Here is a 25,185-nt window from a genome sequence, read left to right as displayed (position 1 = left end):
AGAGCGACGAAGCAATCCAGATGTCCCGTGCATCTGGTCCTGGATTGCTTCGCTGTGCTCGCGATGACGGATGCTGAAATTCATCGTATCTCTTGAGCCTCCAAGGATGCCGAGGGACGCTCAACATGCCGCGCTTTGCCGCCAATCTCAGCCTGATGTTCACCGAGCACCCGTTTCTCGATCGCTTCGATGCCGCAGCCGCAGCCGGGTTCTCCGCGGTGGAGTTTCTGTTTCCCTATGAGCACAGGCCCGACGACATCGCCGAGCGATTGAGGCGCAATCACCTCACGCAGGCGCTGTTCAATCTGCCGCCCGGCGACTGGGCGGCCGGCGAAAAGGGGTTTGCGGCGCGGCCGGAGAAGTTCGCAGAGCTACAGCAGAGCTTGCACACCGCGCTGCCCTATGCGCTGGCGACCGGCGCGAAACGCGTGCATCTGATGGCCGGGATCGCCGATCGCCACGACGGCGAAGCGGCGCTGGCGTTTCGCCGATCACTCGCGGTGGCGGCGCATTTCTTTGCGCCGCACGGCATCGATGTGCTGATCGAGCCGCTCAACACGCGCGACGTGCCGGGCTATTTCCTCGGCGATTTCGCCTTCGCCCGTGACCTGATCCGCGAATTGCAGATCCCGAACCTCAAGCTGCAGTTCGACATCTATCACTGCCAGATCCTGCACGGCGACGTCGTGATGCGGCTGCGCGAGATGATGCCGATCATCGGCCACATCCAGATCGCCAGCGTGCCGTCGCGTCACGAACCGGACGGCGAGGAATTGAACTATCCCTTCCTGTTCGACGAACTCGACCGGCTCGGCTATGCCGGCTTCGTCGGCGCCGAATATCGGCCGCGCGGCGTGACGCTGGACGGACTCGGCTGGTTCGCGCCCTACGCTGTGAACTCCAAGACGTCGTTGTGTCGCGACGTGGAATTCGAGCCAGATGACGGAAGATCGCCGGTCCGCCGAACTTCATGCTTCGGCGACCCGCGGCCGCGCTGACGCATCCGCGAGTTCCCTCGGCTTCCACGCTCCGCTCTCGTGATCGGCGGCGGGCCGTCCCGGACTCTCTCCGCTTGCGATCACTCTGTCGTGACCATCCATCCGCGACCGGCCGAAATACGCTGCTATTCGATCTCTGCAGGGAGCTTGTGCGTTGCAACAGCTTGGCGACCCCGGGTGCGTTCAGGTAGATCAGACATCGCGGCAGGGTCGCCGTCATCGACGACAGCATCGGGAACGGCCTGACGGATGATATCGCTGGTCCGCATCGCACTGAGCCGGCCCTACACCTTCGTGGTGCTCGCGCTGCTCCTGCTGATCATCGGTCCGCTCGCCGCATTGCGCACGCCCACCGACATCTTCCCCGAAATCCGCATCCCGGTGATCGGCGTGGTCTGGCAATACACCGGCCTGCCGCCGGACCAGATGGCCGGCCGCATGACCACGCCGTTCCAGCGCGCGCTGACCACCACGGTCAACGACATCGAGCACATCGTCGCCAATTCGTATAACGGCTTCGGTATCGTCAAGATCTTCTTCCAGCCCAACGTCGACATCCGCACCGCCAACGCCCAGGTGACGGCGATCTCGCAGACGATGCTGAGGCAGATGCCGCCCGGCGCGACGCCGCCTCTGATCCTGAACTACTCGGCCTCGACGGTGCCGATCATCCAGCTTGCGCTGTCCGGCGACGGGCTGACCGAGCAGAACCTCGCCGACCTCGCCATCAATCAGCTCCGCACGCCGCTCGTCACCGTGCCGGGCGCGGCGATCCCGTGGCCGTTCGGCGGCAAGCAGCGTCAGGTCCAGATCGACCTCGACCCCGCCGCGCTGCAGGCCCGCGGCCTGTCCGGGCAGGACGTCGCCAACGCGCTGGCCGCGCAGAACCTGATCACCCCGGTCGGCACTCAGAAGATCGGCGAGTTCGAATACGTCATCCAGCTTAACAACTCGCCGAAGCAAATGGCCGATCTCGGCAATCTGCCGATCAGGGCGGTCAACGGCGCGATGGTCTATGTGCGCGACGTCGCCTCGGTGCGCGACGGCAATCCGCCGCAGACCAACATCGTCCACGTCGACGGCAACCGTTCGGTGCTGATGATGGTGCTGAAGGCGGGAGCGGTGTCGACGCTCGACATCATTTCGGGCATCAAGCGCAAGGTCGCCGAGGTCAAGGACGCGTTGCCCGAACAACTGAAGATCGCCTTCATTGGCGACCAGTCGGTGTTCGTGCGCGGCGCCATCACAGGCGTCGCGGTCGAGGGCGTGATCGCCGCGCTGCTGACCAGCGTGATGATCCTGCTGTTCCTCGGCAGCTGGCGCTCGACGATCATCATCGCGGTGTCGATTCCGCTGTCGGTGCTCGGCGCCATCGTGATGCTGTCGGCGATCGGCGAGACGCTGAACATCATGACCCTCGGCGGCCTCGCGCTCGCGGTCGGCATTCTGGTCGATGACGCCACGGTGACGATCGAGAACATCAACTGGCATCTGGAGCAGGGCAAGGAGGTCGAGACGTCGATCATGGACGGCGCCCGGCAGATCGTGACGCCGGCCTTCGTCTCGCTGCTGTGCATCTGCATCGTGTTCGTGCCGATGTTCTTCCTCGAGGGCGTGGCGCGCTTCCTGTTCGTGCCGATGGCCGAAGCGGTGATGTTCGCGATGATCTGGTCGTTCATCCTGTCGCGCACGCTGGTGCCGACGATGGCGAAGTATCTGCTGAAGCCGCACGTGCATCACGGCAGCCTCGACGCCAAGCAGCGCTCGCGCAATCCGCTGGTTCGTTTCCAGCAGGGTTTCGAAGGCCTGTTCGCCCGGTTCCGCCACGGCTACGGTGATCTGCTGACGCTGGCGATGGGGCACCGCAGGCTGTTCGTCGCGGGCTTCCTCGGCGTCGTCGCGATCTCGTTCGCGCTGGTGCCGTATCTCGGACGCAACTTCTTTCCGTCGGTGGATTCCGGGCAGATCCTGATGCACGTTCGCACCCAGGTCGGCACCCGCGTCGAGGAAACCGCCAATCAGCTCGCCGAGGTGCAGAAGGCGATCCGCAGAATCATCCCGCCGGATCAGATCGAAACCATGACCGACAACATCGGCATGCCGATCTCCGGCATCAATCTGACCTACAACAATACGGGCGTGATCGGCACCCAGGACGGCGATATCCAGATCAAGCTGAAGGGCGAGCACGAGCCGACCGAAACCTACGTCCGTGCGCTGCGTGAGCAATTGCCGAGGCAGTTTCCCGGCATGAGCTTCGCGTTCCTGCCCGCCGACATCGTCAGCCAGATCCTCAATTTCGGCGCGCCGGCGCCGATCGACCTGCAGGTGCGCGGCGCCAACCTGCCGGCGAATTTCGAATACGCCGGCAAGCTGCTGGCGAAGATCAAGCGGATTCCCGGCGTCGCCGATGCGCGGATTCAGCAATCGCCGAACAATCCGATGTTCAATATCGATGTCGACCGCACCCGCGCCCAATATGTCGGGCTGACGACGCGCGACGTCACCAACAGCCTGGTGGTGAATCTCGCCGGCTCGTCGCAGGTGGCGCCGACCTATTATCTCAACCCCGACAATGGCGTGTCGTACTCGATCGTGATGCAGACCCCGCAATACCAGATCGACTCGCTGGGCAAACTGGAAACGATCCCGATTTCGGCGACCGGGAGCGCCGGCGCCAGCGCGCCGATCCTCGGTGGCCTCGCCGATATCAGACGCGCGGCCGGCAATGCGGTGATCTCGCAATACGACATCCAGTCGATGGTGCAGATCTTCGCCACCACCCAGGGCCGCGATCTCGGCGCGGTGTCCGCCGATATCCGCAGGGTGATCGAGGAGACCAAGGCCGAGGTGCCGAAGGGCTCGTCGGTAGTTCTGCTCGGCCAGGTCGAGACCATGAACAGCGCATTCTCGGGCCTGCTGTTCGGCCTGCTCGGCGCGATCGTGCTGATCTATCTGTTGATCGTGGTCAACTTCCAGTCCTGGGCCGATCCGTTCGTGATCATCACCGCGCTGCCGGCGGCGCTCGCCGGCATCGTCTGGATGCTGTTCGCGACCGGCACGACGCTGTCGGTGCCGGCGCTGACCGGCGCCATCATGTGCATGGGCGTCGCCACCGCCAACAGCGTGCTGGTGATCTCGTTCGCGCGCGAGCGCTACGCCGCGCTCGGCGATCCGGTGCAGGCGGCGCTGGAATCCGGCTTCGTCCGGTTCCGTCCGGTGCTGATGACGGCGCTGGCGATGGTGATCGGCATGGCGCCGATGGCGTTGGGCTTGGGAGAAGGCGGCGAGCAGAACGCGCCGCTCGGCCGCGCCGTGATCGGCGGCCTGATTTTTGCTACCATCGCGACACTGATGTTCGTGCCGGTGGTGTTCAGCATGGTTCACAAGAAGCAGCCGGCGCAAGACGCTGAGCCTGCCCCGGAGATGTCGCATGTCCACTGACGCCCCGCCGCGAAAATCCCGTCGCGGCCTCGGCATCGCCGGCATTCTGCTCGCCTGCGCCGCAGTCGCCGTCGTGGTCACGGGCATCAATGCGCGCGAGAAGAGCGACGCCGATCTGCGCAACTGGACCGATGAGCAGGCGATCTCCAGCGTCGCGGTGACGCGGCCCGACGGCAAGGTGCTGACCAACACGCTGGATCTGCCGGGCCGGCTCGAGGCCTATTCGCGCGCGCCGATCTACGCCCGCGTCTCCGGCTATGTGAAGAGCTGGAACGCGGACATCGGCGCGAAGGTCAAGGCCGGGCAGGTGATCGCCGAAGTCGAGGCGCCCGACCTCGATCAGCAATTGCTGCAGGCGCGAGCCGATCTCGCCAGCCAGCAGGCCAGCGCGCGTTTGTCCGAGGCGACGCTGAACCGCCGCAAGACACTGCTGGCGTCGAACTTCGTCTCGGCGCAGGAGATCGACGAGCGCACCGCGGATCTCGCCAACAAGAAGGCCGCTGTGAATTCCGGCCAGGCCAATGTCGAACGGCTGGAAGCGCTGGCCGGCTACAAGAAGATCACCGCGCCGTTCGACGGCGTCGTCACCGAGCGCAACACCGATGTCGGCGCGCTGATCAGCGCCGGCTCGAGCGCTGGTCCCGCGATGTTCGTGGTGTCGGACATTGCGAAGCTACGCGTCTACGTCAACGTGCCGCAGACCTATGTGCCGATGATCAAGATCGGCGCCAAGGCGGTGATCACGCTGCCGGAATATCCGAACCGCAGCTTCCCGGCGACGGTCGAGGCCTCGTCGCAGGCGGTCGATGTATCCTCCGGCACCACGCGGATGCAGCTCGCGCTCGACAACGCCAAAGGCGAACTGATGCCGGGCGGATACGCCAATGTGAAGCTCAGCCTGGTGCGCGACGGCGTGCCGCTGCACATCCCGGCCAGCGCGCTGATGTTCAATCGCAGCGGGCTGCGCGTCGCGGTCGTCGGACCGGACGACCGCGTGCAGCTCAAGACCGTGAAGATCGCGCGCGATCTCGGCCGCGAAATCGAACTCGCCTCGGGGCTGTCGCCCGACGACCGCATCATCGTCGCCCCGCCGGACGGCATCGCCGACGGCGAAAAAGTCCGCGTCGTCGGCGGCGATGCCGGCAAAGGAAAACCGACGGCGTCGGAGAAGCAGGACGTGAAGGGGTAGCTGCGGAAGACCAACTGCGATCGAGCGTCGCCACACGACTGACCTCATCCTGAGGAGCCCGTCGAAGCCCGCAGCGCGAAGCCGGGCGTCTCGAAGGATGTACACGAGCGCGTGCAGCTCATGGTTCGAGACGCCCGGCTTCGCTGCGCTACACCGGGCTCCTCACCATGAGGGCCCACGTCAAACCGCACGCCACTCCGGCACGCCATCGGCCGCCGTCGAGATAGCGCCACGCGCGCCGACCGGGCTGCGGTCCATGTTCGTCAGCGCCGCCAGAGTCGCCTGATCCTGCGCCGGCACCCGTGCCAGCGTGCGCGCGCCGTTCGACGTGCGCAGCATGACGACGCCGTGTTCGACGTCGCCCTTGCTGGTGTAGATCACGGTGAAGCTCTCGACCGTGCCGTCGCCCGAGGCTTCCGTCACGAACGCCGGCACGTCGCCGTAAGCCGCATCGGCGTTCGCCTGCACGCTGACGTTCTCGCTAAGCGCTTCTTCCGGAGGCGTTCGCGACACCACCAGCGCGTGATGCTTGGTGACGAATCCGCCTTGCCCGTACAGCAGGCCGAGCCTGGCGCCGCCGCGCAGCTTGCGCACCATCGCGCAGGCGGCGTGGGTCATGTAGGTGTTGAGTGGCGCGCCGAAGAAGGTCAGGCCGCCGGTCACCGTCGGCTGCACGTCGTCGCCGAGGCCGAGCGTGCGCCGCGCCATTTTCGGCACAACCGGGAAGCAGGAGTAAAGCTCGATCGCGTCGAAGGCGCGGCCGTCGCCGCCGACCATCGCCTTGATCGTCTCCAGCACGGCGTTCTGCGCGTGGCTCTGGTGGAACTGATCACGGGCGAGATAATCGCGCGGCTCCTCGGCCGAGGCGCCGCCGTGAATGTAGATCAGTTTCTCCTCGGCGATGCCGGCCTCGCGCGCCTTCGCCAGCGAGGTCAGCAGCACCGCGGCGCCGAGATTGACGCTGGGATTGGCGACCATCAGCTTGGTGTAGGGCCAGGCGATCAGCCGATTATCGGGCGATGGCGTGGTGATCTCGCTTGGTGCGAAGGCGCGCTTGATCCAGGCGCTGGGATTGCTTGCTGCGGCCTGGGCGTAGCGCGACCACAAGACTCCGGACTCGTCGAGCGCCTGCCGTGGCGTCTGGCCCCAATGCGCCGCGGTCGCCGCCTCGTACAAAGGATACACGGTGATCGGCCGCGCCACGCCGAGCTGCGTGGCGATCGGCTTCTGGAACGCCGCGCCGCGCTTCGGCTCGGGAACGTCGCTGGCGAACGGCGTCCACGGCAATTCGAGCTTGGCACGCGCCGCCTTGGTCGCGGTCGATTGCGCCTCGGCGCCGCACACCACCGCGACATTGGCCTCGCCGCGCGCGATGCGCAGCGCCGCCTCGTGGATGAAACGGATCGGGCTCTCGCCGCCGACCGGACCGTAATAGCAGTGCCGTGGTGACACGCCGAGCCGTGCGGTGAGCTGCTGCTCCGGCGCGTGATAGCGCCAGCTCAGGAAGTTGACGACGTCGAGCGAGTTGATATCGCGCAGGAGGCTCGTGGCGCTGTCATCTCCGGCGCGCCGCACCGCGGCTTCCAGCAGCGCCAGCGGCTCCAGCCCTTGCGCGAGGTCGTTCGGATGGTCGGCGATTTCGCCGATGCCGACGATGACGGGAATGCGCTCGGGCGTGAGTTCGCTGGCCATCTCTTGTTCTTTTTGTTGGTGGAGGGGCGCGATCGTCAGAACGCGGTGTAGCCGCCGTCGATCACGAAGGTGTCGGCGGTGTGATAGGACGACGCCTTGCTCATCAGATACACCGCGATGCCGCCGAAATCCTCCGGCTCGCCGAACCGGCGCACCGGAATGCGCGGCATCACATTGGCGACGAATTTGTCGTTGCCCATGATGCCCGCGGTCATGTCGCTCTTGATCCAGCCCGGCAGGATCGCGTTGGCGGTGATGCCGTTGCGCGCCAACTCGACCGCGAGCGCGCGCACCAGCGCGTTGATCGCCGCCTTGGTCGCGGCGTAGTGCTCGTTGCGCGCGGTGCCGAAGATCGAGGCGAGGCTCGAGGTGGCGACAAGCCGGCCGAACGGATCGCCGTTGGCGGCGCGTTCGGTCATGTGCCGCGCGGCGGCCTGGAAGGCATGGAAGACGCCGTCGAGATTGGTCGCGAACATCGTGCGCCATTGCTCTTCGGTGCGTTCGATGAACGGCTGTCGTCCGCCGCCGCCGATGCCGGCATTGGCGAAGCAGCCGTCGACCCGGCCGAAGGATTGCAGCGTCGCCTCCATCGCGGCCTTGACCGACGCCGGATCGGTGACGTCACAGACCCGCGCTTCCGCCTTGCCGCGCGCGCCGGCGAGGCTCTCCAACGCCGCCTTGTTCTTCTCGGGATTGCGGCCCCAGATCGAGACGTTGCAGCCGGCGGCGGCGAGCGCCTGCGCCATGCCGAGCCCGATGCCGCCATTGCCACCGGTGATGACCGCAACGCGTCCGCTCAGATCGAAAATGCTCATACAGCGTTTCCATTTTTGTTTGTCGCGCGCTAAACCGTTCATCACGGCTGCGCGCTGTTATCGTCGCCCGACCATGGACAAGCGCGCCGCAAAAATCAAATATGGCTCCAGGTCCGAGAGCCTTCCACACCGCGGAATAACGCGGAGCAAGCGCGAGGAAACAGATGCAGTTCAAACACGTCACGCTCGATTTCGATGGCCCCGTCGCGATCCTGAAGCTCGATCATCAGGAGGTGATGAACGCGGTTTCAATCGACATGCTCGGCGGCCTCGGCGAGGCGCTCGACGCGATCGAGGACAAGCGCGCCGAAGTGCGTTGCCTGGTCATCACCGGCGCGGGCCGCGCGTTCTGTACCGGTGCCAATCTGCAGGGGCGCAGCTCGAGCAACAACATGAGTCAAAGCGGCAAAGGCGCCGGCGCCGCGCTCGAAACCGCCTTCCATCCGTTCCTGCGCCGTCTGCGCAAGCTGCATTGCCCGATCGTCACCTCGGTCAACGGTCCGGCCGCAGGCGCCGGCATGAGCTTCGCGCTGATGGGCGACATGATCCTCTGCGCGAAGTCGTCCTACTTCCTGCAGGCGTTCCGCCGCATCGGTCTGGTGCCGGATTGCGGCTCGACCTGGCTGCTGCCGCGCGTGATCGGCAAAGCGCGCTCGGTCGAATTGTCGCTGCTCGGCGAGAAGCTGCCGGCCGAGAAGGCGCTGGAATGGGGCCTCGTCAATCGCGTCTACGACGATGCCGAGCTGTGGGCCGAGACCATGAAGCTCGCGCAGGAACTCGCCAACGGCCCGACCATCGCGCTGTCGCTGATCCGCAAGCTGTATTGGGATTCGCCGGAGAATTCGTTCGAGGAGCAGCTCAACCTCGAATTCGAATCCCAGCGCATCGCAGGCTCGACCGACGACTTCAAGGAAGGCGTCGGCGCGTTTCTCGAAAAGCGCCCCGCGAAGTTCCAGGGCAAATAAGCGCGCGATGGCCGCAACGGCTTTTGTCGAGGCGCTGGCGCGCAGCGTGCGATCGTGGTGCGCCGGCGCGACCGGCGTCCGCGACGTCGCGCAGCTCTCCGGCGGCGCCAGTCAGGAAACATGGTCGTTCGTGATCGAACGGCCGGACGGCGACGTCGCGGCGATCCTGCGCCGCTCGCCGCCGGGTTATGGCAGCGTGTCGGGTCGCGCCGCCGGCCTCGACGCGGAGGCCGAGCTGATGCGGCTCGCTTATGACGCCGGGGTGCCGTCGCCGCGCGTCCTGCACGTGCTCACCGAGCGCGACGGGCTGGGCGACGGTTTTTTGATGCAGAAGGTGGATGGCGAAACCATCCCGCGCAAGATCCTGCGCGATGAACTATTCGCCGCCGCACGTCCAAAACTGGCGCGGCAGATCGGCGCCATCCTCGCCGGCCTGCACGGCATCGACAGCGCCGCGCTGCCGAGCTTGCGGACGATCAGTTCGACGCAGGAGATCGGGCTGCTGCGCGACGACTATCGAGCCTACGATTGGCCGCGGCCGGTGTTCGAACTGGCGCTGCGCTGGCTCGCCGATCACGACCCCGGCGTCTCCAAGCAGATTTCGCTGGTGCACGGCGATTTCCGCCACGGCAATCTGATCATCGGCCCCGACGGCGTCCGCGCCGTGCTGGATTGGGAGCTCGCGCATCTCGGCGATCCGATGGAGGATCTCGGCTGGGTCTGCGTCAATTCGTGGCGGTTCGGCGAGATCGACAGACCGGTCGGCGGGCTCGGCTCGCGCGAGGAGATGTTCGCCGGCTACGAAGCCGCGGGCGGGCACGTCGATCAAGCACGCGTGAAATTCTGGGAAGTGATGGGCACGCTGCGCTGGGGCATCATGTGCTGCGGCATGATGCAGCGGTTCAGGCAAGGACCCGATCACTCGATGGAGCGCGCGATGATCGGCCGCCGCTCGTCGGAGACGGAAATCGATCTGCTGCGGCTGCTGGCGCCGCGCGGCTAATCATTCAACGAGGCAGCGATGCAGGACGAACCGAGGCCCGACGAACTGATCAAGGCGGTCGCCGACTTCCTGCGCGACCAGATCGCGCCGCAGATTTCCGGCCACGCCGCGTTCAAGCTGCGCGTCGGCATCAACGCGCTCGATCTGGTGACGCGGCAATTGGCGCTGACCGGCGAAAGCGACGCCGCAGAACACGCCAGCCTGAAGGCGCTGCTCGGCCACGACGGCTCGCTGTTCAACCTCAACGCCGAACTCGCCGATCGCATCGCGTCCGGCGCGGTCGACCTGTCGACGCCGGGCGTCAAGGACCATCTGTGGCGTACCACGCTCGCCAAGCTCGCGGTCGATCAGCCCAACTACGCGAGCTATCGGCGCGAGCTGGAAGGCGGTGAACAAGGCCTTCCAACAAACACTCCGTCATCCTGAGGAGCCCTGCTTCGCGAGTTGCGCGAAGCTGCGCGTCTCGGAGGATGGGCCGCAATCGACGTCAGCGACTCGTCGCCGCATCCTTCGAGGCTCGCTGCGCTCGCACCTCAGGATGACGATTCAGCAGTGTTCATCCGAGGAATTTCTCAGTTGTCATTCCGGGGCGCGCGTAGCGCGAACCCGGAATCTCGAAGAGTTCATCACCTCTGGATTCCGGGTTCGCGAGCTGCGCTCGCGCCCCGGAATGACCGACGTTGGTTTGCCGTCATTGCGAGGAGCACCAGGATCGGCGCTTTGCGCCGTCCGAGTACAGGCTCCGCGACGAAGCGATCCAGCGCCGGGCTCGGAGCTTCTGGATTGCTTCGCTTCGCTCGCAATGAGGCCAAGAGGTCGTGCTGACGAACTACTTGCCCTGCCAGTTCGGCTTGCGCTTTTCCGAGAACGCCTTCGGACCCTCGACGTAGTCCTGCGACGCGACCATCGCTTTCACGGCCGGATAGTCGCGCTGCTCGGCGATCGCCTGCGGCAGTGAGACGTCCAGCCCGCGCGACAGCGTCTGTTTCGAGGCGCGGATCGACATCGGGGAGACGGTGCAGATGGTTTCGGCCCAGCGCTCGGCGGCGGCGAGGGCCTGCCCCGGGGGCACCACCTCGTTGACGAAGCCGAGCTCGTGACCCTCTCTCGCCGAGACGTGGCGGGCGGTGAGGATCATGCCCATCGCGCGCTTCAGCCCGATCTGGCGGGGCAGGCGGTGCAGGCCGCCGGCCAGCGCCGCGAGGCCGACGCGCGGCTCGGGCAGGGCAAAGGTGGCGTTCTCCGCGGCGATGATCAAGTCGCAGGCGAGCGCAATTTCGAAGCCGCCGCCCATCGCCACGCCGTTGACCGCGGCGATGATCGGCTTGTCGCAATCGAACCGCGACGTCAGCCCGGCGAAGCCGGTCTCGCCCCAGCCGCGCTTGCCGCCGCTCGCCTGCCACTTCAGATCGTTGCCGGCGCAGAACGCCTTGTCGCCGGCGCCGGTGACGATCGCCACCCATTGTTCGGGATCGGCCGAGAAGTCGTTGAACACGCCTTCGAGTTCGTAATGCGCATCGGTGTGCAGCGCGTTGTAGACCTCCGGCCGCGACAGCGTGACGATGGTGATCGGGCCCTTGCGCGTCACATTGGAGAATTGCAGCGCCATCGGCGTTTCCTTTTTTCGTTGAGCAGAATTTGCGCGTCGCATGCGCGCTTGACTTGACGAGACGCGCGCATGTTAATCGGTCGCTTAACAAGATCAACAACAACGCGAAGACCGTGGGAGCACGCCTTGGATTTTTCTCTGCCGCCGGAGCTGGTCGCCTATCTCGCCGAGCTCGATCGCTTCATCGATGCCAAGATCAAGCCGCTGGAACAGGCGGACGACAACATCCGTTTCTTCGATCATCGCCGCGAATGGGCGCGCACCGATTTCGAGGGCGGCGGGCTGCCGCGTCACGAATGGGAAGAGCTGCTGCGCAAGGCGAAGAACATCGCCGACGATGCCGGGCATCTGCGCTTCGCGATCCCGAAGCGCTATGGCGGGCAGGACGGCACCAATCTGTCGATGGCGGTGATCCGTGAGCACTTCGCCGCCAAGGGCCTCGGCCTGCACAACGATTTGCAGAACGAGCATTCGATCGTCGGCAATTTTCCGATCGTGAAGATGCTCGACCTGTACGGCCGCGACGATCAGAAGGCGATGATCGACGGCTCGATCACCGGCAAATTTCGCATCACCTTCGGCCTGACGGAACCCGATCACGGTTCCGACGCGACGCATATGGAAACGCGCGCGGTCGAGGCGACGCGCGACGGCAAGAAGGGCTGGGTGATCAACGGCGAGAAGATGTGGACGACCGGCATGCACGTCGCCACGCATTGCGCTTTGTTCGCCCGCACCTCGGGCAACGATGGCGACGCGCGCGGCATCACCTGCTTTCTGGTGCCGGCCGATGCGCCGGGCGTGAAGGTCGAGGAATATCTGTGGACCTTCAACATGCCGACCGACCATCCGCGGGTGAGCTTCACCGACGTGTTCGTCACCGAGGAGGCGTTGTTCGGCGAGGTCGGCCGCGGCCTGTCGTTGGCGCAGTGCTTCGTGCACGAGAACCGCATCCGCCAGGCGGCGAGTTCGCTGGGCGCCGCGGTGTTCTGCATCAATGAAAGCGTCAAATACGCGCGGGAGCGCAAGCCGTTCGGCGAGGAACTGGCGCGCAACCAGGCGATCCAGTTTCCGCTGGTCGAACTCGCGACCCAGGCCGAAATGCTTCGCCTGCTGATCCGCAAGACCGCGTGGGAGATGGACCAGATGACCCAGGCGCAGGTCGAGCACACGCTGTCCGACAAGGTGTCGATGTGCAACTACTGGGCGAACCGGCTGTGCGGCCAGGCCGCCGATCGCGCGATTCAGGTTCACGGCGGCATCGGCTATTCGCGCCACAAACAGTTCGAGCACATCTACCGCCACCACCGCCGCTATCGCATCACCGAAGGCAGCGAGGAAATCCAGATGCGCAAGGTCGCGGGATTCCTGTTCGGCTATATGGGGGCGAACAAGAGGTGAAGGCGATCTGGGCGGTGTTCATCTGCCGTCCAACACACGTCATTGCCGGGCTCGACCCGGCAATCCATCTTCTTCGCAAGATGCATCGATTAGCGCGCTCTGCGCGCGATGGATCCGCGGGTCAAGCCCGCGGATGACGTCAGGTGGTGGAGCGAGCCCGTTGCCTCTCCGCGATCCCCGATTCGACTATCAAACAGCCACGGCAAATTGGTCTCGCGGCTCCATCGAGCCCGAGTTGTGCACCCGTCGCTGTCGCAGCGAGGGGTGGGGGCGCGCCGCGTGGCGCGAAGGTGGTGAGTTCGCGATGGCTTCTTTCGAAGTCATCGCGCAACGCCTCGTCGGCGCGCCCACCTGCGGCGGTTTTAGGCTGTCAGGCCCGTGCTTCCGTTGACAGGCAAGGGTAATGAAACCCCACGGTCCGGCGGATTACGCCGCCTTCGCCTGCCCCCGTGCAGCGAACTAACAAGTCGCAGAGCCTCGTAGTAGGCCCGGACGGGTACCCGAAGCCTCCCGGACGCGTGCTTGCGAGGCACGACGCGCAGGACGCCGCGTCAATCCGAATCCCCCGGCACAGCGCCGGCTTGATCGAACCATCGTTCCGGACCGGTTGCCCGGCCCGTCGATCTGTCCCGCTTCAAAAGCGCCCTCGAGAAGCGCCCCTCACGGACAGGACGATGCGGACTATAATCATATTAGGAATGTTGTCAAGAGATGCCGCCGGCAAGATCGTCATCACCCGCGCAGGCGGGTGATCCAGTATCGCAGGGCGCGCGCGGCGAATGCATAGCCCCCCACAGAGGCTCTGGGATACTGGGTCGCCCGCCTGCGCGGGCGATGACGGGGAGTGGATGCTGCTCCGTCCCGTTGCCTCCGGACCGCTCGTCGGATCCGCCTCGTGGTTCGCGACACCCGGCTTCGCGATGCTGCGCGATGCTCCTCTCCATGAGGGTCGAGACTGCGGGCGTTCGCGCCGAACTTCCCGTCAGCTCGCCGCCGGCGCGGCCGCCTTCATCTTGTCCTGCAAGGTGAAGCTGTCGCCGGAGCGGGTCAGGATCGCGTCGCGGTCGTGGAAGGCGTTGAGCGTCGAGCGGTGGCCGATCGAGACGATGGTGGTGTCGGGCAGCTTCTGATCGAGCAGACGATACAGCGCGGCTTCCGACGGTTCGTCGAGCGAGGCGGTGGCTTCGTCGAGGAACAGGTAGCGCGGCGCGTGCAACAGCGCGCGCGCGACGCCGAGCCGCTGCTGCTCGCCGAGCGACAGCGTCCGGTTCCAGTGGCCGTGTTCGGCGAGCCGGTCCGCCAGCGCCGGAAGCCCGACCTGCTTCACCACGTCGGCCACCTGCGCGGCGGTGAACGCCTCGGTCTCCGCGGGATAGACGATCGCGGCCTGGAGCTCGCCGACCGGGAAGTAGGGCCGCTGCGGCAGCATCATGATGGTGGCGTCGGCGGGAATCGCGATCGCGCCGGAGCCGAACGGCCAGATCCCCGCGATGGCGCGGAACAGCGTCGACTTGCCGGCGCCCGACGGTCCGGCGATCAAGGTGCGCTCCTTGCCGCTGATCCGGAAATCGTCCGCGCGCATCAGCGGCTTCCCGGCGGGCAGAGTCAGTTCGAGGTCGTCGAGATCGATCGCATCGCCGGCTTGCGTGACCACGCGGCTGATGCCGGGATTGGCGCGCTGCGCGGTTGCGTTCCGGATCGCGGCCTCGAAGCCATCGAGCCTCGCCACCACCGATTGCCATTCCGCCAGCGTGCGATAGGCGGTGACGAAGAACGACAGCGAGTCCTGCACGTTGTTGAAGGCAGAGGCGGTCTGCATCAGCCCGCCGAGCTGGACCTTTCCGGCGAAATAGGCAGGGGCGACCAGGATATAGGGAAAGATGATCGAGGCCTGCGAGTAGCTCGCGGTGAATGCCGTGAGCTTCTTGGTGCGCGTCATGATCCGCATGAAGTTGTCGGCGACCAGCCCGAACCGCGACGACAGCTTGCCACGTTCCGCAGGCTCGCCACGTAGCAGGGCGATCTGTTCGGAATTTTCGCGAGCCCGCACCAGGTTGAAGCGGAAGTCGGCCTCGAACCGCTGCTGGCGGAAATTCAGATCGGCCAGCGGCGAGCCGATCCAGTGCGTCAGCACGGTGCCGATGGTCGCGTAGATCAGCGCGCCCCACACCAGATAGCCCGGGATCGGGATGTCACGCCCGAACACGTGGAGCGGCGCATCGTTCGACAGCCCCCACAGGATGATGACGAACGAGAACAGCGTCACCACCGAATTCAGCAGGCCGATGCCCAGCAGCAGCGTGCGCTCGACGAACATCTGGGTGTCTTCGGCGATGCGCTGATCCGGGTTGTCGGCGGCGTCGCCCTGCAACTGCATCTGGTAGTGGTTGGAATCGTGCAGCCATTCGCCGAGATAGCGCTCGGTCATCCAGCGCCGCCAGCGGATCTGCAGCCACTGGTTGAGATAGAGCTGATAGACCTTGAGTGCGATGAAGATCGCCGCGAGCACGCAGAAATAGCCGAGCTGATAGGCGAAGACGTTGAAGTCGCGCTCCTGCAGCGCGTTGTAGAAGACGTTGTTCCAGCGATTGAACAGCACCGCGAGGCCGACCACGGCGAGTTCGATGACGACCACCGTCGCCAGCAGGATGCGGCCCATCCGCCGGTCCTCGGATTTGAAATACGGCACCGCGATGCGCCACACGGTCGCCAGGGTGGAACGAATGCTGGTCACGGATGAGTTCTCCGGGTGCGAGGCCCTCGCCCGAGGGCCGTTCGACAAGATTGCAGGTGTACGACCTACGGCGCGCGCCCACTTGTCGCACCCTAGCATGACGGCCGCGGCGCGGAACCGGGTCCGGCCTGTTTCGCGCGTTTGTGAGCATCCGCGGGCCCGGGTTCACCTGATCGCGCGCTGTCGCCGATGCGGGCGATCACTGGTCAAGCGGGCCGCATCCGCGATAGACAGCGCCATGATCTCGAACAACAGACGAGGAAAGATGCGTTCTTCTCTGCTGACAGGCGCCGCGCTGGCGGCGGCTCTCGTCGTCGCGCTCTCGGGCCCCGCAAAGGCTCAGCCGGACGGCGAATTTCCGTTCGGTCTGGAAATGACGCTGGAAGCCCCGCCGAAGCCGGGCTCGAAACGGATTCCGAATCTCGAAATCGGCGACAAGGGCGAGGTCCGGCTCGAACTGTGGTGCAAGGGCGGCAGCGGCCAGTTCTCGGTCGCCGGCGCCAGCGTGATCTTCGTGCCCGGCGCGCTGGAGGATCGCAATTGCCCGCCGGATCGCGCTCAGGCCGACGATGCGCTAATCGCGGCGCTGACGGCGGCCACCGGCTGGAGCCGGCAGGGCGACTACGTGACGTTCTCGGGCGGCGAGACGCTGCGGTTCCGGCTCAACAGCAACTAACTCGTCGGGCCGTCGCGCAGGATGATGTCGGCGCAGGCCGCCGCGGACTGCACGACGCCGCTGTAGCCGCCGAGCCCGGCATAGGCCGAGGCCAGATACAGCCCCGGCAGCACCGTGCGCGGCGAACGATACGGCGCGCCGCCGTCGTCCGGCGGCAGCGGCGCGAAGCCGTAGACCGAGCCTTGCGGCACGTTGAGATATTGCTGCACCGACAGGGCGACGTTGAACGAGGAAGCGGTCACCGCGCCGGCGATGCCGGGATAGATGCGGTCGAGATGAGCGACGATCGCCTGCTGCCAGCGGCCGCGCTTGGCGCGGTAGTCGTCCTGATCGAGGCCGCTCCAGTTGGTGATCTGATCCGGCCCGACCACCGACAGCACATAAGGCGGCGACGGCACGCCGGAATCGATCGCGGCGTAGTCGGCGATCGCCAGCGGCGGCATCCGCTCGGCGGGCTCGCCGGCCATCAGCGCCTTGCCGTCGGCGTAGTCCGCGAGGTTGTTCATCCAGTCCGGCAGCACCTGCGTCGAGTAGCTGGTGACGCCGAACTCGCGCGGCGGCTGCGATAGGCCGAGCGTCAGCGCGAACAGCGACAGCGACAGCGTGCGGCCGGCATAGCTCTCGGTCAGTCGCCGGTCTTGCGCATCGGGCATCAGCGCCGCCAGCGCGCCCGGCGCGGCGTTGCCGATCACGGTGAGGGCTTCGACCGATTGCGGATCGCTGCCGTCGCGCGCGGTGTGGGCGACGCGATGGATCGCGCCGGGCTCACCCATCTCGATGCCGCTGACGGCGCGGCGCAGCATCACGTCGCCGCCGCCTTTGCGTATCGCGCGGGCGAGGGCGCTCGACAGCCGCTGCGAGCCGCCCTGGACGTAGCGGGCGCCGGTCAGGAGAAAGCCGCCCTGCATCATCGCGAACGGAACCCACCACAGCCTGGCGGGGTCGTCGTGGAAGTAGGAGAGGTTGCCGGCGATCGCGCATTTCAGCGCTTCGTCGTCGCCGAACAGCGCCTGCAGCTTGTCGGCCAGCGACGACGACCAGTCGGGAAACTCCGGCGCCAGCGCGAACACCGCGTCGAGGCCGCCGTCGCCGGCGGCCGCAGCCAGTTGCTCCATCTCGCCGAGGAATTGTTCGATGCCGCTGCGGGCGCCGGGAAACCGCGCCAGCAGCGCCATGCGGGCGCCGGCGAAATCGTCCGGCAGCACGAAGGGCTGCGCGAGCGGGCCGCCGCGGATCTCGTACAGCGCGCCCGCCGGGACAAACTGCACCGCGTCGCGCGCCCCGGCGCGGCCCAGCGCCGCGTGCTTGGGGTCGCGCGGATGCTGCGGATCGCCGGTGATATGCAGCGAGCCCTCGACGAACAGATCGCCGACCTTGTAGCTCGACGCCGCGCCGCCGACCGAATTGCCGCGCTCCAGCACCAGCACCTTGCGGCCTTCGCGGGCGAGGATTGCGCCCGCGGTCAGGCCGCCGAGGCCGGCGCCGACCACCACTACGTCAAAGCGCGTCATTCAATCGATATTCCTGCGCAGAACGGAAGCGCTTCTTTGCCGCAATGCAGCGGCATGTCAAATCGCTGCTCCGCGGGCAGTCACGGACGGGTTTTACCTCTCCCCGCCCTTCTGCGGGGAGAGGTCGACCGGCATCGCGCAGCGAAGCCGGTCGGGTGAGGGGCGAGGCAGTGCGATCCGGCGGCGTCGGTATCTGCGGGGAGGCCGCAGACCACACCCCAGCCCTCTCCCCGCGAAGAGCGGGGCGAGGGAGCAGGCTGCGGCCGTCGAGAGGCTGGTCGAGTCACGAAGCGCCAGACTTGGTCGTGGCCTGGCCGTCACTGTATTCTTGGCGTGAGGAGCGGGACGGTATTACTGCCAGGTCGCGCTTTCGGAATCCCAGCGCTGGCCTTTCAGCTCCTTCGCCAGCGCCGCGACCGCGCCGCCATCGCTGCGCGGTTCGGCTCCCTCTTCGCCGGTGGCATCGTCGTTGATGGTGAGCCTGGGGCCGGCGCTCTCGTCGGAGGTGGTATCCGAAGGGTTGCCGAGCCACAGCATCAGCCTGTCGGTCGGGCCCGGCCTGTCGGCGCTGACCATCGCCTCGACCTCGATGGTTTCGGTGAGCTGCAGCGAGGGGACCAGATCGCTCGGCCGCTTGAAGGTCAGCTTCAGCTTGCCGGTGTCGTCGTTCCAGGCCGACGCGGACAGCTTCGCGCCGAGCGTTTGCGACAGCACGCCGGCGACGGTGGCGGCGAGCTTGTCGCGGTTCAGCCGGTCGCCGTCGCGCCAGCCGGCGGCGGGGAACAGGATGGTGCGGTCCATCTCGATGATGCCGTTGGTCCAGCCCGCCGCGATCACGCCCGGGAACGTCTTCGCTCTGGCGATCACCGCAGCGGCGCGCGCCGGGTCCGTGGTCAGATTGATCACCAGCGTGCCGGCGCGCAACGCGTCGCAGCCGACGCTCAGGCTCGACAGCGCCACCTGCAGGTTCTGGCCTTTCAGCGTCTTCAGGAAGTCTGCGGCGGCTTCGAGATTGACCCGTATGCCGACCGCCTCCGGCGACACTTCGGTGAAATCCTTCGGCGCCGTGGCGATGCTGTCGTCGGTGGTCTGGTTCTCCAGATATTCCTTCTCGCTCAGATCCGAATTGTCGCTCGACGTGATCTCGTGAACCGTCGTGCCGACGCTGATCTCGCCATTGAAGTCGACGGTCTCGCCGTTCGGCTTGCGGGTCAGCTTCACCGTCACCGCCGCCTTGTCGCCGGTCGTCTGCGTGGTTCCGGTGAGGCTCTGGCCGGTGACCTGCAGATTGGCGACGAAGCGCTCCTTGTGGTCGGACCCCCTGGCCGGCGAGTAGCAGACGTCGAGCACCGCGCCGGTCACCGTCTTGCCCTGCCGGGTTTCCTTCAGGATGACGTCGGCGCCGTCGAGGAAGCCGTCGAGGGCGGTGAAGTAGCGCGTCTCGCTGGCGGGCGCCGCCGCTTTCGGTGCGAGCTTGCTCTGGGCGACAGCGAGATCGGTCGCAGGCAGCAGCATCAGCAGGCTGAACATGAGCGCGCGCATCGGGGACTTTCCTCGCAGGATTTGCCGTTTCGGATCGTTGTCGATTCGAATTGAATCCGAACCAAGGCCTGACTAGCAAATCGCGGAGCCCGCGCCAAAAAACAAGCGCTAAGACACCTACAGCCGTCATCCCGTGCATGCGGGGATCCAGTATCCCAGAGAGCCCGTGGTTGAACGCCGACGCACTGGAATACTGGGTCGCCCGCTTTCGCGGGCGATGACGGCTGAGAGAGTGACGCCGGCCGTGCCATCGCGCGGTCTTAGCCATCGTAGCCCACAAAACAACAAGGCCGCCCGGAGGCGGCCTTGCGTGATCGTTATCGGAGGAGGGGCGCCGGGCTCAGAAGCCCATGCCGCCCATCCCACCCATGCCGCCCATGCCGCCGCCACCCGGCATCGCCGGTGCGTCGGCCTTCGGCAGTTCGGCGACCATGGCTTCGGTCGTCACCAGCAGCGCTGCGACCGACGAGGCGTCCTGCAGCGCGGTGCGGACCACCTTGGCCGGATCGAGGATGCCCTTGGCGAGCATGTCGACATAGTCCTCGGTCTGGGCATCGAAGCCGAACGTCTCCGACTTGTTCTCGAGGATCTTGCCGACCACGATCGAGCCTTCGACACCGGCGTTCTCGGCGATCTGGCGGATCGGAGCCTCCAGCGCCTTGAGCACGATGTTGATGCCGGCCTGGACGTCGGCATTGTCGTTGTGGATGCGGCCGACCGCCTTCTTGGCGCGCAGCAGCGCGACGCCGCCGCCCGGCACGACGCCTTCCTGCACCGCGGCGCGGGTCGCGTTCAGCGCGTCCTCGACACGGTCCTTCTTCTCCTTGACCTCGATCTCGGTGGCGCCGCCGACGCGGATCACCGCGACGCCGCCGGCGAGCTTGGCGAGGCGCTCCTGCAGCTTCTCACGGTCGTAGTCCGAGGTGGTTTCCTCGATCTGCGCCTTGATCTGCGACACGCGTGCCTCGATGTCCGGCTTCTTGCCGGCGCCGTTGACGATGGTGGTGTTCTCCTTGTCGATCACCACCTTCTTGGCGCGGCCGAGCATCTTGAGCGTGACGCTCTCGAGCTTGATGCCGAGCTCTTCCGAGATCAACTGACCGCCGGTCAGGATCGCGATGTCTTCCATCATCGCCTTGCGGCGATCGCCGAAGCCCGGCGCCTTGACGGCGGAGACCTTGAGGCCGCCGCGCAGACGGTTGACCACCAGGGTCGCCAGCGCTTCGCCTTCGACGTCCTCGGCGATGATCAGCAGCGGCTTGCCCGACTGCACCACGGCTTCGAGCACCGGCAGCATCGACTGCAGGCCCGACACCTTCTTCTCGTGCAGCAGGATGTAGACGTCGTCGAGCTCGACGGTCATCTTCTCGGCGTTGGTGACGAAGTAGGGCGACAGGTAGCCGCGGTCGAACTTCATGCCCTCGACGATGTCGACTTCGGTATCGAGCGACTTGTTCTCTTCGACGGTGATGACGCCTTCGTTGCCGACCTTCTGCATCGCCTGGGCGATCATCTTGCCGATCGGCGCGTCGCCGTTGGCGGAGATGGTGCCGACCTGGGCGATTTCGGCCGAGGAGGCGACCGGACGGGCGCGCTTCTGGATGTCCTTGACCACGGCCTGGACCGCGATCTCGATGCCGCGGCGCAGATCCATCGGGTTCATGCCGGCGGCGACGGCCTTGGCGCCTTCGCGCACGATCGCCTGGGCCAGCACGGTCGCGGTGGTGGTGCCGTCACCGGCGAGATCGTTGGTCTTCGAGGCGACTTCGCGCAGCATCTGCGCGCCCATGTTCTCGAACTTGTCGTCGAGCTCGATCTCCTTGGCGACGGTGACGCCGTCCTTGGTGATGCGGGGAGCGCCGAAGCTCTTCTCGATCAGCACGTTGCGGCCCTTGGGGCCGAGCGTGACCTTGACCGCATTGGCGAGGATGTCGACGCCGCGCAGCATCCGATCGCGCGCGTCTCCACCGAATTTGACGTCCTTGGCTGCCATTCAATTTGCTCCTGATGTCTGTTGAGAGGTGATCAGCCGACCACGCCCATGATGTCCGACTCCTTCATGATCAGGAGTTCCTGGCCGTCCAGCTTGATCTCGGTGCCCGACCACTTGCCGAACAGCACGCGGTCGCCGGCCTTGACGTCGATCGGGATCAGCTTGCCGGCTTCGTCGCGGCCACCCGGGCCGACGGCGACGATTTCGCCTTCCTGCGGCTTCTCCTTGGCGGAGTCCGGAATGATGATGCCGCCCTTGGTCTTGGTTTCCGCGTCGATGCGCTTCACCACGACACGGTCATGGAGTGGACGAAAATTGAGCTTAGCCATCGGTGATCCTGTGCTGTTGCTGGAGGAGGTCGGCGTCGAATGCCGGGCCCGGTGCGCGGTTCGGGTGTCGTCCGCGTTGTTGGCAATCGCGCTGCGAGAGTGCTAATTGTGGTTCCGGAATATGGCTTGATGCTGGTTCTGTCAAGTTGAGGGCTTAATAGCTTGGTGAGGCTGATGTAGGATTCTCCGAAAACGGATCGGGGCACCGGCATCTTCGCCGACCGCATTGCCTGCCGTGGCATTTTGCGCTTGTGTGCCGCAAGGGCGCATGGGGATGTTCTCTCGGGGAGACGTTATGATCATTACAAGCAACGCACGCGCGCCGGTGAATTTGGCAATCGCGTCTCTGATGGCGCTGGGCCTGGGTGCGTGCGGCAGCTTCGGCGGGTTCGGCGGAATGGGCGGCTCGCAGCCGGCCGAGGTCGCAGAGCCCGCGCCGCCGCCGGAAGTGCCGGCGACGATTCGCGCCGACGAGATCGTCGGCCGCTGGGGTCTGGCGTCGTTCCAGAATCCGGCGGACCGCGCGCGCACCGAAAAGGCGGCGTTGTCGCAGTGCAAAAATCCCTACGTGATCGGCGCCGGCGCGACCGGCGGCGTCATCATGCATCTCGCCGATCAGGCGACGCCGCAGGAACTGCGGCTGAAGGGATCGCCGGGCGGCAAGAACTATATCGGCCCGGCCGGTCCGATCGGCGATCAGGATCGTGAAATCCTGTCGTTCGACGGTCGCACCCTGGTCACCCGGTTCATCGACAAGGATGCCGCGACCCGGTACGGTAATATGGTCTATGTGCGGTGTTCGCCGCGCGCCTGATATCCGACCGACCGATCGAGCCGAGCTGACGCCATGCCTTCATGACCGCGCTGCGTAATCTCGGGTTCGGACCCGGACGCGCGGTCGTGGTGCTGGCGATCACCCAGATCCTGTGCTGGGGAATCCTGATCTACCCGCCCGTGCTGACGATGCCGCATCTGACCGCGGATCGCGGCTGGTCGCTGGCCTTCGGCATGGCGGGATTCTCGCTGGCGCTGGTGATCTCCGGGATCATGTCGCCGATCGTCGGCGGCCTGATCGACCGTCACGGCGGCAATGTGGTGATGGCGCCCGGTGCGCTCGCCGGCGCGCTCGGCCTGGCGCTGCTCGCCACCACCGATACGCGGCCGATGTACTTCGTGAGTTGGGCGCTGATCGGCGTTTCGATGTCGTCGAGCCTGTACGATCCGGCGTTCGCGACGCTGGCCCGGCTGTTCGGCAGCTCGGCGCGGCGGCAGATCACCTTCGTCACCTTTGCCGGCGGCTTCGCATCGACGGTCGGCTGGCCGGCGACGCATCTCCTGCTCGAGCATGTCGGCTGGCGCGGCACCTATCTGGTGTTCGCCGCCGTGATGGCCTTCATCGTCGCGCCGCTGCACGGCTTCGTGCTGCCGCGGAAGCCGTCGCCCTCGCACGGCGCGGTCGTGTCCGGACCGCATCCGGTGCCGGAAGAGCCGCTGCGGCCGGAAGGGCGGCCATTCCTGTTGCTGGCAATGGCGTTCGCGCTGCATGCGCTGATCATGTCCGGCGTCACCTCGAATTTGCTGGCGATGTTCGAGCGCGGCGGGCTGAGCGGCGCCACGGTGGTGACGCTGGGCGCGCTGTTCGGGCCGGCGCAGGTGGCGGCGCGGCTGATCGATTTTCTCCTCGCGGGTCGAACGCATCCGCTGTGGATCGCGCGCGGCGCGATCACCCTGATGGCGGTGTCGTTCGGAATGCTGGCGTTCTTCGGCGTGTCCGCCCCGGTGGCGGGGCTGTTCTGTATCGCCTTCGGCGCCGCCAATGGGGTGATGACGATCGCGCGCGGCAGCCTGCCGCTGCTGATGTTCGGCCATGCGGGCTATGGCCGGGTGATCGGCCGGATCGCACGACCGGCGCTGTTCGTTCAGGCCTCGGCGCCGTTCGTGGTCGCGGCGGCGGTGGAACGGTTCTCGGACGCTGCGGTGATCGAGGTCGGCATGGTGGCGGCGCTGGCCGGGCTGGGATGTTTCCTGCTGATCCGGCCGCCGCGGGCGGCGTCGCGGCGCTAGCGCGTTTCATCGATTGATTGAAGCGATCTGTTGAAGCGATGTGGCCCTTGCCGGATGCAGTGACTCCTCATCCTGAGGAGCCCGGCAAAGCCGGGCGTCTCGAAGGATGGGGCGACGCAGTGCCGGCGGCGCATGGTTCGAGACGGCGCTTCGCGCCTCCTCACCATGAGGTTGTGCCTGCGGCGAGTATCCCTGAAGGCCAGTGCCGATTCCATCGGAGACAGAGCGGCTCCAGGGTGCGAACCCGGAAACCGGATCGCCGTGTGATAGACGATTCACGCTGGTCGTGATCTGGGCTCGGGCGGTCGACAAAACGCCCCGGTCCTGATCGGAACCGGGGCGCAATTGTCTGTGGCGAGCGGCGCGTGCGATCAGTTGAACATCGCGTCGATGTCGTCCTGCGAGGCGTGGCCTTCGTCGTCGAGCTTCGGCCCGTTGAGCAGCCTGTCGTCGCCTTCGCGGTGGTCGACGATCGGCGGAGCGTGGGCCTTGATCGCGTCGACGCCGCCCCAGATGTCCATCATCGCCACGATGTGCTGTTCGATGAACTTCATGGTGCTCATCACTTTGCTGATGCGCTGGCCGGTGAGGTCCTGGAAGTTGCAGGCCTCGAAGATCGCGATCACGCGCTCCTGAACTTCCTCGCTCAGCGCCTTCTGCTGATCCACGGACGTGATCTTGCCCAGCGCCGTCGCGGCCTGGTCGATCGCTTCGGCAGCCTCGAGGATCTGCTGGGTGGCTTCCTCGGTGCCTCCGACGACGGCGCCGAGTTCGCCGTTGACCTTGGCCATCTCCTCGCCGTTGAAGCTCTTGGTGTGCAGCACCGCGATCTCGCGCTTGGTCTGGTCGATCGCGTTGTGGATCAGATCGAGTTCGATCCTGAGCTTCTCGAACTGCTCGATCTGGGCGCGGTAGGTCGCCAGCAGGGCTTTGGCCTCCGCGGCCTCGGCGGCTGCCGCGGCATTGATCTGCTGCGTGCCGCTGCCGGTGGCGACCGCTCCGCCGCCTCCGACGATCTGGGCACGTATCGCGCGCAGCTCTGCCATGATGTCGTGGTGAGTCGGCCCCGCTTCGTAGTCGATCGGTGCGAGCGGGGGCGCGCTGCCGAGCGTGAGTTCTTCGATCCGGAAGCGCTTGCGTGGAAGTGACATCGGCTCATCCTGTTTTCAGGCAATTACTTGTTTGTAGTGCCATCTGTTTAACGGTGCGTTGCCAGTCCG

General features: G+C 66.1%; 18 protein-coding genes and 1 pseudogene. 10 read left to right on the top strand and 9 right to left on the bottom strand.

Features of this window, described 5'->3' with window-relative positions; all coding sequences use genetic code 11:
* Nucleotides 1–125: 125 nt before the first annotated feature.
* From otnI to SR870_RS10565, 3 genes and pseudogenes are all read left to right on the top strand, one after another.
* Nucleotides 126–893, top strand: a pseudogene (otnI, locus tag SR870_RS10575) (2-oxo-tetronate isomerase); the annotation flags it as partial.
* 354 nt (nt 894–1,247) lie between these two features.
* Complete coding sequence (locus SR870_RS10570) at nt 1,248–4,442, top strand: efflux RND transporter permease subunit (protein WP_322517918.1); 3,195 nt, start codon at nt 1,248–1,250, stop codon at nt 4,440–4,442.
* Nucleotides 4,432–5,631 (top strand): efflux RND transporter periplasmic adaptor subunit, encoded by a 1,200-nt coding sequence (locus SR870_RS10565; protein ID WP_322517917.1) that lies wholly within the window; start codon nt 4,432–4,434, stop codon nt 5,629–5,631. Before SR870_RS10570 ends, SR870_RS10565 begins: the two co-directional genes overlap by 11 nt.
* Nucleotides 5,632–5,811: 180 nt before the next feature.
* Here the strand turns inward: SR870_RS10565 and SR870_RS10560 are convergent, their stop codons facing one another.
* Nucleotides 5,812–7,323 carry an acetyl-CoA acetyltransferase gene (locus SR870_RS10560; protein ID WP_322517916.1) on the bottom strand — a complete coding sequence of 504 codons (1,512 nt, stop codon included), beginning with the start codon at nt 7,321–7,323 and terminating at the stop codon, nt 5,812–5,814.
* Nucleotides 7,324–7,358: 35 nt separating this feature from the next.
* On the bottom strand, nt 7,359–8,138 hold the full coding sequence (locus tag SR870_RS10555) for an SDR family oxidoreductase (protein WP_322517915.1): 780 nt from the start codon (nt 8,136–8,138) through the stop codon (nt 7,359–7,361).
* Between the two features lie 164 nt (nt 8,139–8,302).
* Here SR870_RS10555 and SR870_RS10550 point away from each other — a divergent pair, with 164 nt between their 5' ends.
* From SR870_RS10550 to SR870_RS10540, 3 genes are read left to right on the top strand one after another with little or no spacing between them, the layout of a single operon-like run.
* Entirely contained in the window at nt 8,303–9,103 is an 801-nt protein-coding gene (locus SR870_RS10550; RefSeq protein WP_322517914.1) for an enoyl-CoA hydratase/isomerase, read from the top strand.
* Nucleotides 9,104–9,110: 7 nt separating this feature from the next.
* The gene (locus SR870_RS10545; protein ID WP_322517913.1) at nt 9,111–10,106 is read left to right on the top strand and encodes a phosphotransferase family protein; all 996 of its coding nucleotides are present in this window, start codon (nt 9,111–9,113) and stop codon (nt 10,104–10,106) included.
* A gap of 18 nt (nt 10,107–10,124) precedes the next feature.
* On the top strand, nt 10,125–10,532 hold the full coding sequence (locus SR870_RS10540; protein ID WP_322517912.1) for a DUF6285 domain-containing protein: 408 nt from the start codon (nt 10,125–10,127) through the stop codon (nt 10,530–10,532).
* Nucleotides 10,533–10,935: 403 nt separating this feature from the next.
* Here the strand turns inward: SR870_RS10540 and SR870_RS10535 are convergent, their stop codons facing one another.
* A complete protein-coding gene (locus SR870_RS10535; RefSeq protein WP_322517911.1) occupies nt 10,936–11,715 on the bottom strand; it encodes an enoyl-CoA hydratase-related protein in 780 nt (259 codons plus the stop codon).
* 126 nt (nt 11,716–11,841) lie between these two features.
* On the opposite strand from SR870_RS10535, the gene SR870_RS10530 reads away from it, so the two are divergent.
* Nucleotides 11,842–13,116, top strand: coding sequence for an acyl-CoA dehydrogenase family protein (locus SR870_RS10530; RefSeq protein WP_322517910.1), 1,275 nt, complete (start codon nt 11,842–11,844; stop codon nt 13,114–13,116).
* Nucleotides 13,117–14,098: 982 nt separating this feature from the next.
* Here SR870_RS10530 and SR870_RS10525 read toward each other — a convergent pair.
* Nucleotides 14,099–15,850, bottom strand: coding sequence for an ABC transporter ATP-binding protein/permease (locus tag SR870_RS10525; RefSeq protein ID WP_322517909.1), 1,752 nt, complete (start codon nt 15,848–15,850; stop codon nt 14,099–14,101).
* Between the two features lie 265 nt (nt 15,851–16,115).
* On the opposite strand from SR870_RS10525, the gene SR870_RS10520 reads away from it, so the two are divergent.
* Nucleotides 16,116–16,526 (top strand): META domain-containing protein, encoded by a 411-nt coding sequence (locus tag SR870_RS10520; protein ID WP_322517908.1) that lies wholly within the window; start codon nt 16,116–16,118, stop codon nt 16,524–16,526.
* On the opposite strand, the gene SR870_RS10515 is transcribed toward SR870_RS10520, so the two are convergent.
* From SR870_RS10515 to groES, 4 genes are all read right to left on the bottom strand, one after another.
* Nucleotides 16,523–18,037: a phytoene desaturase family protein gene (locus SR870_RS10515; RefSeq protein ID WP_322517907.1), complete on the bottom strand. Its 1,515-nt coding sequence runs from the start codon at nt 18,035–18,037 to the stop codon at nt 16,523–16,525. The genes SR870_RS10520 and SR870_RS10515 overlap by 4 nt on opposite strands.
* A gap of 351 nt (nt 18,038–18,388) precedes the next feature.
* On the bottom strand, nt 18,389–19,579 hold the full coding sequence (locus SR870_RS10510) for a hypothetical protein (protein WP_322517906.1): 1,191 nt from the start codon (nt 19,577–19,579) through the stop codon (nt 18,389–18,391).
* Between the two features lie 340 nt (nt 19,580–19,919).
* Complete coding sequence (groL, locus tag SR870_RS10505; RefSeq protein ID WP_322517905.1) at nt 19,920–21,572, bottom strand: chaperonin GroEL; 1,653 nt, start codon at nt 21,570–21,572, stop codon at nt 19,920–19,922.
* A 32-nt stretch (nt 21,573–21,604) separates the two neighbouring features.
* On the bottom strand, nt 21,605–21,901 hold the full coding sequence (gene groES / locus SR870_RS10500; RefSeq protein ID WP_322517904.1) for a co-chaperone GroES: 297 nt from the start codon (nt 21,899–21,901) through the stop codon (nt 21,605–21,607).
* Between the two features lie 295 nt (nt 21,902–22,196).
* Between groES and SR870_RS10495 the strand changes: the two genes are divergently transcribed.
* Both SR870_RS10495 and SR870_RS10490 read left to right on the top strand, forming a co-directional pair.
* On the top strand, nt 22,197–22,715 hold the full coding sequence (locus tag SR870_RS10495) for a hypothetical protein (protein WP_322517903.1): 519 nt from the start codon (nt 22,197–22,199) through the stop codon (nt 22,713–22,715).
* Between the two features lie 41 nt (nt 22,716–22,756).
* Nucleotides 22,757–23,965: an MFS transporter gene (locus SR870_RS10490; protein ID WP_322517902.1), complete on the top strand. Its 1,209-nt coding sequence runs from the start codon at nt 22,757–22,759 to the stop codon at nt 23,963–23,965.
* A gap of 371 nt (nt 23,966–24,336) precedes the next feature.
* On the opposite strand, the gene SR870_RS10485 is transcribed toward SR870_RS10490, so the two are convergent.
* Complete coding sequence (locus SR870_RS10485; protein ID WP_322517901.1) at nt 24,337–25,116, bottom strand: protein phosphatase CheZ; 780 nt, start codon at nt 25,114–25,116, stop codon at nt 24,337–24,339.
* Nucleotides 25,117–25,185: the final 69 nt, after the last annotated feature.

Source organism: Rhodopseudomonas palustris (genome assembly GCF_034479375.1).
GTDB classification, from domain to species: Bacteria; Pseudomonadota; Alphaproteobacteria; order Rhizobiales; family Xanthobacteraceae; genus Rhodopseudomonas; species Rhodopseudomonas palustris_M.
This window is presented reverse-complemented; position numbering and strand designations above follow the sequence as displayed.

What these genes read in the sequence shown, in the direction of transcription:
- SR870_RS10495 (WP_322517903.1), top strand. Translation starts at nt 22,197, where the DNA reads ATGATCATTACAAGCAACGCACGCGCGCCGGTGAATTTGGCAATCGCG.
- SR870_RS10560 (WP_322517916.1), bottom strand. Translation starts at nt 7,323, where the DNA reads ATGGCCAGCGAACTCACGCCCGAGCGCATTCCCGTCATCGTCGGCATC.
- SR870_RS10565 (WP_322517917.1), top strand. Translation starts at nt 4,432, where the DNA reads ATGTCCACTGACGCCCCGCCGCGAAAATCCCGTCGCGGCCTCGGCATC.
- SR870_RS10540 (WP_322517912.1), top strand. Translation starts at nt 10,125, where the DNA reads ATGCAGGACGAACCGAGGCCCGACGAACTGATCAAGGCGGTCGCCGAC.
- SR870_RS10550 (WP_322517914.1), top strand. Translation starts at nt 8,303, where the DNA reads ATGCAGTTCAAACACGTCACGCTCGATTTCGATGGCCCCGTCGCGATC.
- SR870_RS10545 (WP_322517913.1), top strand. Translation starts at nt 9,111, where the DNA reads ATGGCCGCAACGGCTTTTGTCGAGGCGCTGGCGCGCAGCGTGCGATCG.
- groL (WP_322517905.1), bottom strand. Translation starts at nt 21,572, where the DNA reads ATGGCAGCCAAGGACGTCAAATTCGGTGGAGACGCGCGCGATCGGATG.
- SR870_RS10510 (WP_322517906.1), bottom strand. Translation starts at nt 19,579, where the DNA reads ATGCGCGCGCTCATGTTCAGCCTGCTGATGCTGCTGCCTGCGACCGAT.
- SR870_RS10515 (WP_322517907.1), bottom strand. Translation starts at nt 18,037, where the DNA reads ATGACGCGCTTTGACGTAGTGGTGGTCGGCGCCGGCCTCGGCGGCCTG.
- SR870_RS10555 (WP_322517915.1), bottom strand. Translation starts at nt 8,138, where the DNA reads ATGAGCATTTTCGATCTGAGCGGACGCGTTGCGGTCATCACCGGTGGC.
- SR870_RS10520 (WP_322517908.1), top strand. Translation starts at nt 16,116, where the DNA reads ATGCGTTCTTCTCTGCTGACAGGCGCCGCGCTGGCGGCGGCTCTCGTC.
- SR870_RS10570 (WP_322517918.1), top strand. Translation starts at nt 1,248, where the DNA reads ATGATATCGCTGGTCCGCATCGCACTGAGCCGGCCCTACACCTTCGTG.
- SR870_RS10535 (WP_322517911.1), bottom strand. Translation starts at nt 11,715, where the DNA reads ATGGCGCTGCAATTCTCCAATGTGACGCGCAAGGGCCCGATCACCATC.
- SR870_RS10490 (WP_322517902.1), top strand. Translation starts at nt 22,757, where the DNA reads ATGACCGCGCTGCGTAATCTCGGGTTCGGACCCGGACGCGCGGTCGTG.
- SR870_RS10485 (WP_322517901.1), bottom strand. Translation starts at nt 25,116, where the DNA reads ATGTCACTTCCACGCAAGCGCTTCCGGATCGAAGAACTCACGCTCGGC.
- groES (WP_322517904.1), bottom strand. Translation starts at nt 21,901, where the DNA reads ATGGCTAAGCTCAATTTTCGTCCACTCCATGACCGTGTCGTGGTGAAG.